Below are 16324 nucleotides of genomic sequence, written 5' to 3'. Positions count from 1 at the left end.
CGCACTGACGGTTCGCGACGCCCGTCCCGACGACATCGCCGCGATCACGGTCATCTATGCCGAGAGCGTCGCCAATGGGCGCGGCACCTTCGAGCTGGAGGCGCCTGACGAGACCGAGATGGCGTCCCGGCTGGCCGGGGTCGAAGCTCTCGGCCTGCCGCGGCTTGTGGTCGAGATCGACGGCGCGGTCGCCGGATACGCCTATGCCGGGCCGTTTCGCACGCGCCAGGCCTATCGCTACATGGTCGAGGACTCCATCTACGTCGCGCCCTGGGCCAGGGGACGCGGCGTCGCCGGCGCCCTGCTCGATGCGCTGATCGTCCGGTGCGAAGCGATGGGGCTTCGTCAGATGGTCGCGGTCATCGGTGATGCGGAGAACGTCGGCTCAATCGCCCTGCACCGCACGCGCGGCTTCACCGACGCCGGCGTGTTCAAGGCGGCCGGCTGGAAGCACGACGACTGGCGCGACGTGGTGTTCATGCAGCGGGCGCTTTGCGACGGCGGCGCCACACCGCCCGACGCGCCGGGTCTGCCCCTTGTCGACAAGAAGCCGCTGCGCTGACACATTGCGGCGCCGTGAGCCGACGCCTATCCTGACGCCGTGAAGATGGTTCAAGCCCTGTTGTTGCTGATCGGCGCGATGTCGGTTCTGGCGCTCGGCGCGGTCGGCGCCTCGGCGTCGCCGGCGACCACCGCGCCTTGCCATCAGACGGGCCATGAGACAGGCCAGTCTTCGCCCGACCAGACCCCGAACCATGCGCCCAAGGCCATGAAGGCGATGATCTGCTGCGTCGCCTGCGTGGCGACGCCCACGCTGGACCCCGCGCCGGTTTCCCGTCCGACCCTGTCGCCGTCGCGCGTCGTCGCCGTTTCGGCCGCTCTGCCGGCCGGTCGCTTGCTGTCGCCCGAACCCGGACCGCCCCGCCTCCTGATCGTCTGACACACCTCGCGCCCCTCGCAGGACGCATTCCGTCACGATCATCAGAGGAGGCCTTGAATGGCTATCCGTACTCTCGTCGGCGCCTGCGCCGGCGCTTCCCTGCTCGCCCTGGCTCAGGTCGCCGCGGCGCAGGATCACGCTCACCACGCGCCGCCGACCGCGCCCGCCGCCGATCCGCACTCGGGCGACGACATGCCCATGTCGGCCAGCGATACAATGGCCGATCACGCCCGCATGGGTCACACAATGACCAGTCCCTATGGCCCGTGGCCCATGAGCCGCGACGCCTCAGGCACGGGCTGGCAACCCGACGCCGGCGAACATGGCGGCATTCACACCGTCAAAGGCGACTGGATGGTGATGACCCACGCCATGCTGAACCTGGTCTATGACAGACAGTCCGGACCGCGCGGCGGCGACAAGACCTTCGTCGCCGGCATGTTGATGACCTCGGCGCGCCGTGACTTCGACGACGGTTCGAAACTGAACCTGCGCGCCATGCTCAGCCCCGATCCGCTGATGGGCAAGTCCGGCTATCCGCTGCTGCTGGCGGCGGGCGAGACGGCGGACGGCGTCAATCCGCTGGTCGATCGTCAGCACCCCCACGACCTCTTCATGGAGCTGTCAGCCAGCTACTCGAAGCGTCTGTCCGACAAGGACAGCGTCTATGGCTACATCGGCCTTCCGGGCGAACCCGCCTTCGGCCCGCCCGCCTTCATGCACCGGATGAGCGCGATGGACAGCCCGGAGGCGCCGATCACCCACCACTGGCTGGATTCGACCCATATCGTCTTCGGCGTGACGACGCTGGGTTGGGCGCACGACCGGTTCAAGATCGAGACCTCGGCCTTTAAGGGTCGTGAGCCGGACGAGGAACGCTGGGGCATCGATCCGCCACGGCTGGACAGCTGGTCCGTTCGCGCAGTCTGGAATCCGAGCGACGAATGGTCGCTGCAGGCCTCCTACGCCGATGTTTCCGCTCCGGAACAGCTGGAACCCGACGAGGACGAGACGAAATGGTCGGCCAGCGCCATACATACGCGGCGACTGGGCGATGACGGCTGGTGGTCCTCGACCATGGCTTGGGGTCGAAAGACTAACGACCACGGCGAATCGAAGGACGGCTGGTTGCTGGAATCCGCCGTCCACCCCAACGACCGCTGGACCGTCTTCGCCCGCGCCGAGCGGATCGAGACGGATGAACTGGTTCCCGGCGTCGGCGGCGGCCACGGCCCGCTCTATACGGTCGGAAAGGCCTCGGTCGGCGTGGTCCGCGACTGGCGGATCGCCGAGCACGTCCGGTTCGGCTTCGGCGGTCTCTATGCCATCAATCGCGTACCGACGGCGTTGGAGCCGCTGTACGGCGGCGATCCCGACGGGGCGATGCTCTTCGCACGGCTGAAGATCGACTAACCTAGCTCAAGGCCTGCCCGGCTTCAGCCGGGCGGGCGGGCGGCTGGTCCAGAAGCCGTAGCGCTTCATAGCCGACCAGGACCACGCCGAGCACGAGCATCAGCGCTCCAGCGATCAGCACCAGGCGTACGTGCCGGTGCAGGTGATAAAGCAACTCGCCGATCATCGACGGTCCCGCCGCATTCGGATCGTGCCAATTCGATCCGTTCCGGACAATCTACTGCAAAACGCGGACCCGATGGAGTCTGTGAGAACCGCGTTCCGTCAGACCAGGCGGCTCTGCACCACGGCCGCGCCGATGAAGCTGGCGAACAGCGGGTGCGGCGCGAAGGGACGGCTCTTCAGCTCGGGGTGATACTGAACGCCGATGAACCAGGGATGGTCCGGGCGTTCGACGGTTTCGGGCAGAACGCCGTCAGGCGAGAGACCGGCGAAGACCAGGCCGCCCTTCTGCTCAATCGCCTCGCGATAGTTGATGTTGACCTCGTAGCGGTGGCGGTGACGCTCACTGATCGCAGTCGAGCCGTAGATCTCGGCGATCTTGGACCCGGCAGCCAGAGTCGAATCATAGGCCCCGAGCCGCATGGTGCCGCCCAGATCGCCGCCTTGCTGACGCAGGACGCGTTGGTTGCCCTGGGTCCATTCGGTCATCAGGCCGACGACCGGCTCGGCGGTCGGGCCGAACTCGGTGGAAGAGGCCTTGGGATAGCCGGCCAGGTTCCGCGCGGCCTCAATCACCGCCATCTGCATGCCGAAACAGATGCCGAAGTAAGGGATGTTGCGCTCACGGGCGAAGCGGGCCGCCTCGATCTTGCCTTCCGAGCCGCGCTCGCCGAAGCCGCCCGGCACCAGGACGGCGTGCGCGCCCTGAAGACGCTCCTCACAGGCCTCGGGATCGCCTTCGAAGGTGTCGGCCTCGACCCAGTCGATGTTGACCTTGACGTTGTTGGCCACGCCGCCGTGATGCAGGGCCTCGATCAGCGACTTATAGGCGTCCTTGAGGACGGTGTATTTCCCGACCACGGCGATGGTGACCTCGCCGTCGGGCTGCAGGCGGCGGCGTGCGATCTCTTGCCAGCCGGTCAGATCCGGCTCGGGCGCATCGTTGATGCCGAAATGCGCCAGCACTTCGCGGTCCAGACCCTCGCGGTGATAGTCCAGCGGCACGGCATAGATGTCAGCGGAGTCCATTGCTTGAATGACGCCGCTTTCGCGCACGTTGCAGAACTGGCCGATCTTGCGCTTTTCCTCGGCCGGGATCGGCTGCTCGCAGCGGCACAGCAGGATGTCCGGCTGGATGCCGATGGAGCGTAGTTCCTTGACCGAGTGCTGGGTCGGCTTGGTCTTCATCTCCCCAGCCGTCTTGATGAACGGCAGCAGCGTCAGGTGAACGAAGCAGCTTTGGCCGCGCGGCAGGTCCTGCCCCAACTGGCGGATCGCCTCGAAGAACGGCAGCCCCTCAATGTCGCCGACCGTGCCGCCGATCTCGACCAGAACGAAGTCGACGTCTTCGCCCGCGTCGGTCAGGGCGGGCGTCAGGCAAAAGGATTTGATCTGGTCGGTCACGTGCGGAATGACCTGCACCGTCGCGCCCAGATAGTCCCCGCGACGCTCCTTCTCCAGAATGGTCGAATAAATCCGGCCGGTCGTGATGTTGTCGGACTTGGCCGCCGAAACGCCGGTGAACCGCTCGTAGTGGCCCAGGTCCAGGTCGGTTTCGGCGCCATCGTCGGTCACGAAGACCTCGCCGTGCTGATACGGGCTCATCGTGCCCGGATCGACGTTCAGATAGGGATCGAGCTTGCGCAGGCGGACCTTGTAGCCGCGCGCCTGCAAAAGAGCGCCGAGAGCGGCGGAGGCGAGGCCTTTTCCTAGCGAGGAAACCACGCCGCCGGTGATGAACACATAGCGAGCCATGGGGGGACACCTTACTCCATGATTCGCGGCTCGGTCATGCCGCCGTCGAATCGAACTGTTGATCAAAAGAAGAAAGCGCGCCCTGCGGCGCGCTTTCTGAAACTCGGGTCTCTGTCTGAGCCTTACTGAGCGGGCTGTTGGGCCGGCGCCGGAGCGGTGGAGGCCGACGGCAGGCTGGCTTCCAGATCATCCAGCGAGGGCGTCGCCGGTTTGGCCGGCGCAGCGGGCTGTTGCTGGGCCGGCTGCTGCGTCTGGGTCTGCGGCGTCGTGGCCAGCGAACCCACGGCGTCGGCGTCGATGCCGGACACCGACGCGCGGTCCATATTGCCGACGACCGTCAGAATGATCGTCAGGGCGAACAGCGCGGCCGCCAGCCACCAGGTGGTGACGGTCAGAAGATTGCCGGCGCCGCGCGCGGTCATGAAGCCCGACGGACCGCCGCCCATGCCCAGGGCGCCGCCCTCGGACTTCTGAAGCAGGACGATGCCCGTCAGCGCGATGGCGACGATGATGATGGCGACGAGCAGGATGGTCTGGAGCATGGCGTCATTCATGTGGGCGCGGATCTGCGCCGATCAAGTGGCGGCCTCTATCATCGAAGCGCGCCAGGGGCAAACGTCACGCGGCGGCGTTGACGATCGGCATGAAGTCCTCGGCCTTCAAGGACGCGCCGCCGACCAGGGCGCCGCAGACTTCCGGCGTAGCCAGAATATCCCGCGCATTGTCCGGTTTGACCGAACCGCCATACAGAATGGGCGCGGTGCGAGCGCCTTCTCCCAGCTTTGCGACGATGGCGGCGCGCACGGCGGCGTGGACCTCGGCGATCTGATCCAGCGTGGGGGTCAGGCCCGTCCCGATGGCCCAAACGGGTTCGTAGGCCACCGCGAAGTCGCGCTCGGCCAGGCTTAAAGGCAGCGAGCCCGCGACCTGACGCGACACGACGGCGATGGCGGCGCCCGCTTCCCGCTGCTGTAGGGTTTCACCGACGCACACGATGGGCTCCAGCCCGGCGGCGATGGCGGCCTCGACCTTGGCGGCGACGTCCGCATCGGTCTCGCCGAACGCAGAGCGTCGCTCGGAGTGCCCCAGAATCACCACGGTTGCGCCGGCGTCGACCAGCATTTCGGCCGATACCGAGCCGGTGAAGGCGCCGGCGGGCTTCTCATGGCAATCCTGACCGCCCACGGCCACGCCGCTGCCCGCCAGGGCGGACTGCATGCGGTCGATGAGCGTCGCCGGCGGGCACAACACCACACGGCAGCCCTGCCTCGTCGTGCCGACGGCGTCGCTGATGGCTTCAGCCTGCGCCAGGGCGGCCGAGACGCCGTTCATCTTCCAATTGCCGACGATCATCTTCACGGATTGTTTCATGGCCGCCTGTCTAGAAGGCGAAAACCGCCAAGCCAAGAGGCGCCGCCGCAATCCGGACACGAAGCCATCCTTGCAGCGGCGGCCCCGGCCCGACTATACGCGACGATTGACGCCAACATCGGCCAGTCCCGGGTTTTCGAATGCTCACCGCCTTCCGCGCCTTCTCTCGATCCAAATGGGCGGCCGCCCTGCTTGTCCTGATCGCGATCAGCTTCGTGATCGTCGGCGCGCGGATGGATGTCTTCTCCAACTTGGGACCGAAGCACGTCATCGACGCAGGCGACCGCTCGATGAACGAGGCCGAGTTCCGCACGGCCTTCGATCAGGTGCGTGAACGGCTGCAGCAGCAGGTCGGCCGTCCCCTGACGAACCAGGAGCTGGTCGCGGAAAACATCCACGTGCGCTTCCTGACCGAGCAGACGCAGCAGCTGGGCTTCCTGAACTGGGCCTACAAGGCCGGCATCCGCCCGGGCAAGGAGCTGATCGTCAAGCAGATCCGCCAGATCCCGGCCTTCTTCAACTCGGTCACCGGCCTGTTCGACCAGCAGGCTTATGAGGCGGCTCTCGCGCAGCAGAACCTGACCCCGGCCATGCTGGAGCAGGACCTGCGCGACCAATACGCCACGGAGCATTTCGGAGCCGCCGTCTTCGCCGGCGCCCGCGTGCCGCGCATCTATGGCGCGCTGCTGGCCGGTTCCGCCTTCGAAAGCCGCGACGGTCGTTGGTTCGAGGTCACCCCGGCGATGGCCGGTCAGATCCCCGCCCCGACCGACGCCCAGTTGAACGCCTTCATCCAGGAAAACGCCGACCGCTTGCGCGCGCCCGAGTTCCGCATGGTGTCGGTGGTTCTGTTCACGCCTGAGGCTTCGGCCAATGCGCCGATCTCGGAAGACCGCATCCGCGAGCGCTTCGAGTTCAAGAAAGACACGCTGAGCAAGCCCGAGACGCGCTCCTTCGTCACCCTGACCGCGCCGAACCGCGAGACGGCGCAGAAGATCGCCGCCGCCCTGCGTGCGGGCCAATCGCCCGCCGACGTCGGTCGCGCCAACAACATCACGCCGGCCGCCTTCAACGAGACCCCCCGCTCGGCCATCGGCGACGCCGCGACCGCTGCCGCCGTCTTCGGCCTGCAAGCCAATCAGGTGTCCAACCCGGTCCAGGCCGGTGTCGGCTTCGCCGTCGCCAAGGTCACGGCCGTTCAGCCGGCCGCGCCCGCCACGCTGGACAGCGCTCGCGAGGAACTGATCCAGGAACTGCGCGCCGAGGACGTGAAGACCCAGACCTACGCCAAGGTCGAGAAGTATGAAGCCGCCCGCACGGCCGGCAAGAACCTGGCTGACGCGGCGCGCGAAGCCGGCGGTCGCATCGTCGATCTGCCGCCCTTCACGAAGGACGGCAAGCTGCCGAACGGTCAGGCGCTGAACGCTCCGCCGCAAATCTTCGAGACGGCCTGGAGCCTGACCAAGGGCGGCGAGAGCGACGTCATCGACGCCGGTCAGGGCCAGTATTTCGCCGTGCGCGTCAACGACATCCGCCCGTCGGCCCTGCCGACCTTGGCCGAGGTGCGCGAGCCCCTGGCCGCCCAATGGATCCAGCGGGAGACCATGCGTCGCCTGTCGGCCAAGGCTGAAGAACTGACGACCCGCGTGCGCAATGGCGAGGACATCGCTGCGGTCGCCCGCTCGGTCAATGCGCCGCTGACCGTGCGCACCGGGGTCATCCGCAATCAGCAGACCCAGGAAGCCTTGGGTCAGGGTGTGCTTCAAGGTCTGTTCGGCCAGTCCAAGGGCCAGGCCTTCTCGCAGCCGGCGTCGCAGACCGCCTATGTGGTCGGCCGCGTCGACAACGTCCGCGCCGCCAATCCGGCCGTTGCCGGTCCGCTGGCCGAGCAGGTCCGCCCGCGCCTGACGCAGGAGTTGGTGCAGGCCATGGTCGAATCGTCGGTCTCGGCGGGCGCCCAGCGCTCCAAAGCCAAGAACGACCCGGCCCAGGCGCTGTCGGCCCTGGGTCTGTCGGGTGGCGCAACGCCCGCCGCACCGGCGCAATGACCGACGACGTTTCGCGCGACATCACGTTCGAAGCCTTCGCCGCCGGCCTTTCGGCCGGTCGGCCGCAGGTCCTGGTTCGCCGGGTCATCGACGACCTGGAAACCCCGGTCTCGGCCTATCTGAAGCTGGGACGCGATCGGCCGTACGCCTGCCTGCTGGAATCGGTCGAGGGCGGCGCGGTCAAGGGACGCTACTCCATCCTGACGCTGGATCCCGATGTGGTCTGGCGTTGTCGATCCAATGCGGCGGAACTGTCGCGCGGGTCCGCCATAGCGGAGGGTCGCTTTACGGCCGAAGCCCTGCCGGCGCTGCAGTCCCTGCGCGCGCTGATCGCGGCGTCGAAGTTCGATCTGCCGGAGGGCTTGCCGCCGATGGCCGCCGGCCTGTTCGGCGTCTTCGGCTACGACATGGTGCGTCTGCTGGAACCGCTGGGCGCACCAAATCCTGACCCTGTCGATCTGCCCGACGCCGTGCTGACGCGGCCGTCGCTGGTGGCCATCTTCGATTCGGTCCGCCACGAGATCGTTCTGGTGTCGGCCGCCTATCCCGACGCCGGCATCGCCGCGCAAGAGGCGTTCGACGCCGCGACGGCGCGGCTGGACGCGTTCGAGACGGCCTTGCGCGAACCCCTGCCCGTCCGCGCCGCTCCGCAGCAAACGCCGCCTCCCGTCTTCACTTCGCCGATTGACGAGCCAGCTTTCGGCGAGATGGTCGCCAGGGCCAAGGACTACATCGGCGCCGGCGACATCTTCCAGGTCGTGCTCAGCCACCGATTCTCCGCGCCTTGGACTGACGATCCGTTCGCCTTCTATCGCTCGCTGCGTCGCCAGAACCCCTCGCCCTATCTGTTCTATCTGAACTTCGAAGGCTTCCAGCTCGCCGGCTCCAGCCCCGAGATCCTGGTTCGGCTCAAGGACGGCGAGGTCACGATCCGGCCGCTGGCCGGCACCCGCATGCGCGGCGCGACGCCTGAGGTGGACAAGGCGCTGGAAGCCGAACTGCTGGCCGATCCGAAAGAGCTGGCCGAGCACCTGATGCTGCTCGACCTGGGCCGCAACGATGTGGGCCGCGTCGCGGCGCCCGGCACGGTCGAGGTCACCGAGAGCTTCGTCGTCGAACGCTACAGCCAGGTCATGCACATCGTCTCCAACGTGCGCGGCAAGGCCGACCCAAGGCTGGACGCCGTGGACACGCTGCTGGCCGCCCTGCCCGCCGGCACCCTGTCGGGCGCGCCCAAGGTGCGCGCGATGGAGATTATCGACGAACTGGAAAGCGAAAAGCGCGGCGTCGGTTACGGCGGCGGCGTCGGATATATTTCGGCCGGCGGCGAGGCGGACATCTGCATCACCCTGCGCACCGCCCTGTTCGCAGACGACCGGATCTTTGTTCAGGCCGGGGCCGGCGTCGTCGCCGACAGCGACCCCGCGGCCGAATATGCCGAGACCCAGCACAAGGCGCGCGCGCCGATGCGGGCGGCGGAAGACGCCTGGCGCTTTCGGACCGGCAATCGCTAGCGCGAAATCGTCATTGCCGGGTCGTTGAACTGCACGCCGGGGCCGATGATGACGACCCCGGCCATCAAAACCGCTGCGGTCGCTGCAAGGGCGGCTGCGCCAAGCGCGGCGACGGGGTTGGGCTTGGTTTCGACCACGACCAGCTTCGCCTTGGCGGCGGCGATCTTGGCGGCGATGTCTTTTTCAGCGGCGAGTTTCACGCGCTCAGTCCTAGTCCCGCCGAGTTAAAATGCGCTTTAAGGCCGCGCCCGCTTGGCGCGGACGCGCGTCACGCCTAGAAGCCAAGCCATGATCCTCGTCGTCGATAACTACGACAGCTTCACCTACAACCTCGTCCACTACCTCGCGGAGTTGGGCGCGCCGACGCATGTGGTGCGCAACGACGACCTGACGGTGGACGAGGCATGGGCGCTGAACCCCGCCGCCGTTCTGCTGTCGCCCGGCCCGTGCGCGCCCGATCAGGCGGGCATCTGCCTGCCGTTGATCACGACCGCGCCAGAATCGATGCCGATCCTGGGCGTGTGCCTGGGTCATCAGGCCATCGGCCAGGCCTTCGGCGGCGACGTCATTCGCGCCAAGACCCTGATGCACGGCAAGACCTCGCCGATCCTGCACGAGGGCCAGAGCGTCTTCGCCGGCCTGCCCTCGCCCTTCACCGCCACACGCTATCACTCGCTGGCGGTCAAGCGCGAAACCCTGCCCGACGACCTGGAGGTCACCGCCTGGACCGCCGACGGCGAGATCATGGGTTTGCAGCATCGCACCCGCCCGATCCACGGTGTGCAGTTCCACCCCGAATCCATCGCCACCGAACACGGTCACGACATGCTGGCCAACTTCCTCGAGATCGCTGGCGTAAAGCGCCTCGCGGCCGCCTGACCGTGGGCGACGGGTTCAAGCCGATCCTCGCCCGACTGGTCGAGGGCCATCCCCTGACGTCCCAGCAGGCGCACGACTTCTTCGCCGCCTGTCTGCGCGGCGAGCCGACCCCGTCGCAAGTCGCCGCCGCCGTCACCGCCATGCGGATGCGCGGCGAGACCGTGGACGAGATCGCCGCCTTCGCCGGCGCCATGCGCGAGGCCGCCCTGACGCTGGATCACCCCTATGAGGTGATCGACACCTGCGGCACCGGGGGCGACGGTCAGCACACCTACAATATCTCGACCGCCGCAGCCCTGGTTCTGGCCGGCGCCGGTCTGAAGGTCGCCAAGCATGGCAATCGGGCGATGTCATCGAAATCAGGCTCTTCCGACGTCCTGTCGATCCTGGGCGTGAACCTGATGGCGTCGCAGGCGCAGCAGAAGAAGGCGCTGGACGAGGCCGGGATCTGCTTCCTGTTCGCGCCTGCCTATCACGGGGCGATGCGTCATGTCGGACCGGTGCGGGCCGAGATCGGTTTTCGCACCGTCTTCAACCTGTTGGGACCGCTTTCGAACCCGGCGTCTGCAAGGCGACAGGTCATGGGCGTCTATGATCCGCGCCTGCTGGAGCCGCTGGCCGAGGTGCTGGGCCGGCTGGGCGCGACCCGGGCCTGGACCGTTCACGGCCAAGGCTTGGACGAATTGGCGACTTCCGGCCCTACGGACGTCGCCGAATGGAAGGATGGCGCGGTTCGCCGCTTCCAGGTCATGCCCGAGGACGCCGGCCTGCCGCGCGCCTCCATCGCAGACATCCGTGGCGGCGACGCCGAGGAGAACGCCGTGGCCCTGCGCGCGCTTCTGGCCGGCGCGGCCGGACCCTACCGCGACATCGTCCTGCTAAACGCCGCCGCCGCCCTCGTGGTGTCCGATCGCGCGGCCGATCTGGGCGAGGGCGCCGCACTCGCCGCTGCCGCGATCGATGACGGTCGAGCCGCCGAGGCGCTGGATCGCCTGGCCCGCATCACCTCCACGCCGCTGGAAAGCGAAGAGCCCGCATGACCGACGTTCTGGACCGCATCGCCGCCTACAAGCGCGAGGACGTCGCCGCCCGCAAGGCAGCGACTTCGCAGGACGCGATCGAAGCCTTGGCCCGCGCCGCATCGGCCCCGCGCGGCTTTCGCGCTGCGTTGGAGCGGGTCGGAGAGGAAACCGGACGTCCTGCCCTGATCGCCGAGATAAAAAGGGCCAGCCCCTCCAAGGGCCTGATCCGGCCCGATTTCGATCCGCCGGCTCTGGCCCGCGCCTATGAGGCTGGCGGCGCGGCCTGTCTGTCGGTGCTGACCGATGGCCCCAGCTTCCAGGGCGACGACGCCTATCTGGCCCAGGCCCGCGAGGCCGTCGCCCTGCCCTGCCTGCGCAAGGATTTCCTGGTCGATCCCTGGCAAGTCGCCGAAAGCCGCGCCCTTGGCGCCGACTGCATCCTGATCATCCTCGCCATGATCGATAACAGCCTGGCGGCCGAACTGCTGTTCGAGGCCGAGCGATTCGGCATGGACGCGCTGATCGAGACGCACGACGAGGAAGAAATGGCGCGCGCCTGTGCGCTCGGCGGCGATCTGGTGGGGGTCAATAATCGCTCCCTGCGCACGTTCGAGGTCGATCTGGAAACCACGGAACGGCTGTCGATGCTCAGCCCCGTTCGCGCTCTGCTGGTCGCCGAGAGCGGCATCTTCACGCCCGACGATGTGGCGCGCGTCTCGGCTGCCCATGCCCAGGCGATCCTGGTTGGCGAAAGCCTGATGCGGCAGGCCGATGTCGAGGCCGCCACCCGTCAGCTGCTGGCGGTCTGAGCCGAGGCGCGGCGGCAAGCCTCGCCGTTAAGTTGACATTAGCAAGGAACACTTACAGAACATCGACAAATGTTCACGGCCCGTTCCGATTCGTCGGCGGGCGCATGAGGGCCTGGCGATGCTCACGCGCAAACAGCACGAACTGCTGATGTTCATCCACGAACGCATCCAGGAGACCGGCGTCTCCCCGTCGTTCGACGAGATGAAGGAGGCGCTGGATCTGGCTTCCAAGTCCGGCATTCACCGGCTGATCACGGCGCTGGAGGAACGCGGCTTCATCCGCCGTCTCGCTCACCGCGCCCGCGCCTTGGAAGTCACGAAACTGCCCGAGCAGGCGACGGCCGGCGCGCCGCGCGGTCGCGCCGGGTTCAAGCCCGACGTCATCGAGGGCGGCGGCGGTGTCAGACCTGCGGCTCCGATGGCGGCCAACGACACCCGCGAACTGCCGCTGATGGGCAAGATCGCCGCCGGCACGCCGATCGACGCGATCGAGCATGAAACCGCCCGCTATCCGGTTCCGGAATCGATGCTGGGTTCTGGCGAGCACTACCTGCTGGAGATCGAAGGCGACTCCATGATCGAAGCCGGTATCCTGAACGGCGACATGGTGGTGATCAAATCGACCGACAACGCCGCCTCCGGCGAGATCGTGGTGGCTCTGGTCGAGGGCGAGCAGGCGACGCTGAAGCGCCTTCGCAAGAAGGGGGCGTCGATCGCGCTTGAACCCGCCAACCGCAACTACGAGACCAAGATCTACGGCTCCGATCAAGTCGCCGTTCAGGGCAAGCTGGTCGGCCTCATGCGCCGTTATCACTGACGTCCGGATCGGACTGACACGTCCAGGGGCGGTCGCCGCGAACGTCGGCCGTCCACACCGCGCGCCATCGATCCGGCTCACCCGAACGAACGCGCCACAACTCCACCGCCCCGCCTCGCGCAAAGTCGACGCCGTCCAAAACAAGGCGATCCTGACAGGCGCTTGGAATTGAGGTGACGACGGCGCGGACGCTGACGACGGGCGCTGCGCGGCATAACATCTCCATCTGATCGGAGCTCGGCGACTTCCGCCCCCACCAGATTGCTACGGGCCCGGTCTCATCGGCTTCCGGTCGACAGGAGAAACGGTCGCAGACCCAGCCCGTCTTCGACCGGTCCGTCATGGTCAGCCCCCGTCTTCGTGACCAGAGATCGACTGCAAACTCACGCACGCCAGGCCGCAAGACGACCGCCGCCTGGTCACGGCGAAAGGCGGCGTTCGTCCCGCCATCGCCAATCCAAAGGTCCGGCGTCGGTTCACGCGGGCAGATCAGGACGGCGGCTGCGAACGGCAGTCCCAACCATCGCAGGCGGCCCTGCCACAGACAGACGAACAGCACGCCCAGAAAAGCGATCGGCAGGACATAGTTCGGCGCGCTGGCGACCGTTCTGACCGCGCCGGGCAACCCCGCCGTCCAGGCGCCGATCGCCAGCATCAGATCGACGCCCCATCCCGCGACCGCCAAGAACGGTCCCCCCAGCCCCAAGGGCTCGAGCGCTGCGCCCAGAGCCAGCGCTGGCATCAGGATGAAGTCCGCCACGGGCGACGTGCCGAGATTGGCGAGTAGTCCGTACATTGCGGTGCGGTTGAAATGCTGCATGGCGAACGGTCCCGTCGCCAATCCTGCGACGACGCTGGCCGCCACAGCCGCCGTCAACCAACCGCCTAGCCGTTGGACTGCCATGATCGGCCAAGGCGCGGATATTTCGCGCGGGCGCTTCGGCCAGGCCTCGGCCAGGGCGACCAAGGCCGCCGTCGCCGCGAACGACATCTGGAAACCCGGCGTGACGATGGCTTCAGGCTGAATAGCCAAAACGATGAAGGCCGCGACCGCCAGGCCGTGCATCGTCACAGCCTGCCGATCCAGCAGGATGGCGAGAAAGGCGATGGAGGCGGTGATGGCGGCCCGCTCGGCCGGAGGCGGTGCGCCCGACACCACCAGATAGACCCCGACCGCCGTGAGGCCCGCCAAAGCCGCGACCTTCTTGCCGTGAACCCGCAGGGCCAACCAGGGCCAGGCCGCGACGCCCAGCCGCACGGCGAAGAAGACGAAACCGCCGACGATGGCCATATGCAGCCCTGACACCGACAGGATGTGCGCCAGGCCGGAATCGCGCATCACATCCATGTCCGCCTGACTGATCCAGGTTTCATGGCTGGTGGTCATGGCGGCGGCGATCCCGCCGGTCCGTTCGCCGAGCCGTGCCACGATCCGCTCGGCCAGTGCGAAGCGGGCGCCGTTGACCGCCATTTCAAGTCGAAGGCGCCACGGCGGCGGGGCCAGATCGGCCCCACGCGTTTCACCCAAGGCGAACGCCACGCCGCCCATGCCTTGGAAGAATGCGTTGCGCCCGAAATCGTACGCGCCGGGACTGGCCGGCGCTGGCGGCGGATTCAGAATGCCGAACAGGCGGATCGCCTCACCCGGCCGCGGCGGGTGGCCCCGCACCGTCGCCCGCAAGCGGACCGGCGTCTGCTCGGGCGTCAGTCCGCGAATCCAGACCGGCGCGATCACGACCCGCGCGCCTCGCTGACCCGGGCTGTCGACATCGACGACCCAGGCCTCGATCACGGTCGGTTCGCTGAGGGCAGGCGCGATCGGTGCGGCGACAGCTTCGGTGCGCACCTTGGCCGCCGCCAGCCCGCCTGAAACGCAGGCCAGCATCAAGAGCAGCGAGGTCAGGCGCCGCGACCCGCCACGCCGGCGCGCCACGACCCACAGCCCAAAGGCCAAGGCGGCGCCCAACAACAAGGGCCACAAGACCGGCTCGGCACGCAGGGCGAAATAGACGCCGCCGCCTGCGCCGAATGCGACCGGCGCCCATAGCCGCCATCTCAGTGTCTGGGCGGCGACTTCGGCGTGCAGCCAGGCTCGCAATCGCGCAGCGGGGGTAGGTTTTGCCGCATCGGGGCGTATAAGGGCCTCGCTTACGGACCCTCCCCCATGACCTCACCTTCCTCGACTGTCGTCACCCGCTTCGCCCCCTCGCCGACAGGCTATCTGCATATCGGCGGGGCGAGAACCGCTTTATTCAACTGGTTGTACGCCAGGAGACACGCTGGACGTTTCCTGATCCGTGTCGAGGATACCGACCGCGAACGCTCGACCGATGAGGCGGTGAAGGCCATTTTTGACGGCCTGAGCTGGCTGGAGCTGTTCGCCGACGAAGAGCCGCTGTTTCAGTTCAGCCGGGCCGACCGCCACCGCCAGGTGGTCGATCAGCTGCTCGAAACCGGACATGCCTATCGCGACTTTACCTCGGCCGAGGAAACCGATCGTCTGCGTGACGAGGCCAAGGCTGAAAAGCGCACCTTCGAATCGCCCTGGCGCGACCGCGAGCCGACTGTGGACGACCTGGCGCTGCCCCACGTCGTGCGCTTCCGGCGGCCAAAGGCGACCACAGTCACGGTGGCCGATGAGGTCCAGGGTGACGTGAACTGGTCGACCGACGACCTGGACGATCTGGTGCTGCTGCGTTCGGACGGCGCGCCGACCTATAATCTCGCCGTCGTCGTGGACGACCACGACATGGGGGTGACCCACGTCATTCGCGGCGACGACCATCTGAACAACGCCGCGCGCCAGAGCCTGATCTACGATGCGCTGGGCTGGACGCGTCCGACCTTCGCCCACATCCCCCTGATCCATGGACCGGACGGCGCCAAGTTGTCGAAGCGTCACGGCGCCCAGGCGGTGCATGAATATGCCGAAATGGGCTATTTGCCCGAGGCCATGCGCAACTATCTGGCTCGCCTGGGCTGGGCGCACGGCGACGACGAACTGTTCAGCGACGCCCAAGCCATCGCATGGTTCGATCTCGCCGGCATCGGCAAGGCGCCGGCCCGTCTGGACTTCGACAAACTGGCCCACGTCAATTCGCACTGGCTGCGCCTCGCCGACGATGAACGGCTCGCCAAGCTGACGCTGGATGCGCATCTGCAGAAGGGCCACGCCCTGGCGGAGGCGGACGAAACCCGGCTCCAGCGCGCCATGCCTTTCGTCAAGGACCGCGCCAAGACGATCCTCGATCTGGCCGACCAAACCGCCTTCGTCCTGAAATCGCGCCCGCTGACCCTGGACGACAAGGCGAAGGCGCTGCTGTCGGGGGAAACCTTGGATCGCCTAGGCCGCCTGCGCGAGCGGCTGTCCCTGTTCCAATCCTGGGATGTCTTCGCGCTGGAAGCCGAGCTCAAGGCCTTTGCGGAATCCGAGGGCGTCGGGTTCGGAAAAATCGGCCCGCCGATGCGCGCGGCGCTTACCGCAGGGTCAACATCACCTGATATTGCACGAACTTTGTCGGCTCTTGGGCGCGACGAAAGTCTCGGGCGCTTGGATGATGCGCTGCAACAGACTAAGTGATCACCCACAAACCA

16 protein-coding genes are annotated in these 16324 nt (G+C 67.3%); 10 read left to right on the top strand and 6 right to left on the bottom strand.

The genetic code is table 11. From position 1 onward, the window contains the following. Positions 1-4: 4 nt before the first annotated feature. The 3 genes from Q9R14_RS05190 to Q9R14_RS05180 are packed head-to-tail and all read left to right on the top strand — an operon-like array spanning position 5 to position 2353. Positions 5-562: an N-acetyltransferase family protein gene (locus tag Q9R14_RS05190; RefSeq protein WP_371929781.1), complete on the top strand. Its 558-nt coding sequence runs from the start codon at positions 5-7 to the stop codon at positions 560-562. 45 nt (positions 563-607) lie between these two features. Further along, positions 608-940: a hypothetical protein gene (locus Q9R14_RS05185; protein ID WP_306004121.1), complete on the top strand. Its 333-nt coding sequence runs from the start codon at positions 608-610 to the stop codon at positions 938-940. Positions 941-997: 57 nt separating this feature from the next. Further along, a complete protein-coding gene (locus Q9R14_RS05180; RefSeq protein ID WP_306003701.1) occupies positions 998-2353 on the top strand; it encodes a hypothetical protein in 1356 nt (451 codons plus the stop codon). Between the two features lies 1 nt (position 2354). Here Q9R14_RS05180 and Q9R14_RS05175 read toward each other — a convergent pair whose 3' ends face one another. From Q9R14_RS05175 to tpiA, 4 genes are all read right to left on the bottom strand, one after another. Further along, positions 2355-2519 carry a hypothetical protein gene (locus tag Q9R14_RS05175; protein ID WP_165116665.1) on the bottom strand — a complete coding sequence of 55 codons (165 nt, stop codon included), beginning with the start codon at positions 2517-2519 and terminating at the stop codon, positions 2355-2357. Positions 2520-2617: 98 nt separating this feature from the next. Then, positions 2618-4270 carry a CTP synthase gene (locus tag Q9R14_RS05170; RefSeq protein WP_045811188.1) on the bottom strand — a complete coding sequence of 551 codons (1653 nt, stop codon included), beginning with the start codon at positions 4268-4270 and terminating at the stop codon, positions 2618-2620. A gap of 122 nt (positions 4271-4392) precedes the next feature. Further along, entirely contained in the window at positions 4393-4824 is a 432-nt protein-coding gene (gene secG / locus Q9R14_RS05165; protein ID WP_017503940.1) for a preprotein translocase subunit SecG, read from the bottom strand. Positions 4825-4888: 64 nt separating this feature from the next. Further along, complete coding sequence (gene tpiA / locus Q9R14_RS05160; RefSeq protein WP_306003700.1) at positions 4889-5641, bottom strand: triose-phosphate isomerase; 753 nt, start codon at positions 5639-5641, stop codon at positions 4889-4891. Between the two features lie 140 nt (positions 5642-5781). Here tpiA and Q9R14_RS05155 point away from each other — a divergent pair, with 140 nt between their 5' ends. Together Q9R14_RS05155 and trpE are read left to right on the top strand one after the other, a co-directional pair. Beyond that, positions 5782-7689 (top strand): peptidylprolyl isomerase, encoded by a 1908-nt coding sequence (locus tag Q9R14_RS05155; protein ID WP_306003699.1) that lies wholly within the window; start codon positions 5782-5784, stop codon positions 7687-7689. Then, the gene (gene trpE / locus Q9R14_RS05150) at positions 7686-9203 is read left to right on the top strand and encodes an anthranilate synthase component I (protein WP_306003698.1); all 1518 of its coding nucleotides are present in this window, start codon (positions 7686-7688) and stop codon (positions 9201-9203) included. Before Q9R14_RS05155 ends, trpE begins: the two co-directional genes overlap by 4 nt. On the opposite strand, the gene Q9R14_RS05145 is transcribed toward trpE, so the two are convergent. After that, a complete protein-coding gene (locus Q9R14_RS05145; protein WP_295183835.1) occupies positions 9200-9403 on the bottom strand; it encodes a peptidoglycan-binding protein in 204 nt (67 codons plus the stop codon). The two genes, trpE and Q9R14_RS05145, sit on opposite strands and share 4 nt — an antisense overlap. A gap of 88 nt (positions 9404-9491) precedes the next feature. Between Q9R14_RS05145 and Q9R14_RS05140 the strand changes: the two genes are divergently transcribed. The 4 genes from Q9R14_RS05140 (at position 9492) to lexA (ending at position 12730) form a co-directional block, all read left to right on the top strand. Continuing rightward, positions 9492-10082: an aminodeoxychorismate/anthranilate synthase component II gene (locus Q9R14_RS05140; RefSeq protein WP_295171191.1), complete on the top strand. Its 591-nt coding sequence runs from the start codon at positions 9492-9494 to the stop codon at positions 10080-10082. A gap of 2 nt (positions 10083-10084) precedes the next feature. Then, entirely contained in the window at positions 10085-11122 is a 1038-nt protein-coding gene (gene trpD, locus Q9R14_RS05135) for an anthranilate phosphoribosyltransferase (RefSeq protein ID WP_306003697.1), read from the top strand. Continuing rightward, complete coding sequence (trpC, locus tag Q9R14_RS05130) at positions 11119-11913, top strand: indole-3-glycerol phosphate synthase TrpC (RefSeq protein WP_306003696.1); 795 nt, start codon at positions 11119-11121, stop codon at positions 11911-11913. The genes trpD and trpC overlap by 4 nt, the downstream gene beginning before the upstream one ends. A 118-nt stretch (positions 11914-12031) precedes the next feature. Beyond that, positions 12032-12730 carry a transcriptional repressor LexA gene (gene lexA / locus Q9R14_RS05125; protein ID WP_039247444.1) on the top strand — a complete coding sequence of 233 codons (699 nt, stop codon included), beginning with the start codon at positions 12032-12034 and terminating at the stop codon, positions 12728-12730. Here the strand turns inward: lexA and Q9R14_RS05120 are convergent. Then, on the bottom strand, positions 12711-14828 hold the full coding sequence (locus tag Q9R14_RS05120; protein WP_306003695.1) for a ComEC/Rec2 family competence protein: 2118 nt from the start codon (positions 14826-14828) through the stop codon (positions 12711-12713). The two genes, lexA and Q9R14_RS05120, sit on opposite strands and share 20 nt — an antisense overlap. 66 nt (positions 14829-14894) lie before the next feature. Between Q9R14_RS05120 and gltX the strand changes: the two genes are divergently transcribed. Next, positions 14895-16310: a glutamate--tRNA ligase gene (gltX, locus tag Q9R14_RS05115; protein WP_306003694.1), complete on the top strand. Its 1416-nt coding sequence runs from the start codon at positions 14895-14897 to the stop codon at positions 16308-16310. Positions 16311-16324 lie beyond the last annotated feature (14 nt).

The organism is Brevundimonas sp. C43, assembly GCF_030732185.1.
Taxonomy (GTDB): domain Bacteria; phylum Pseudomonadota; class Alphaproteobacteria; order Caulobacterales; family Caulobacteraceae; genus Brevundimonas; species Brevundimonas diminuta_C.
Note: the sequence above shows the minus strand (reverse complement) of the source record. Positions and strands in the feature narration are given on the sequence as shown.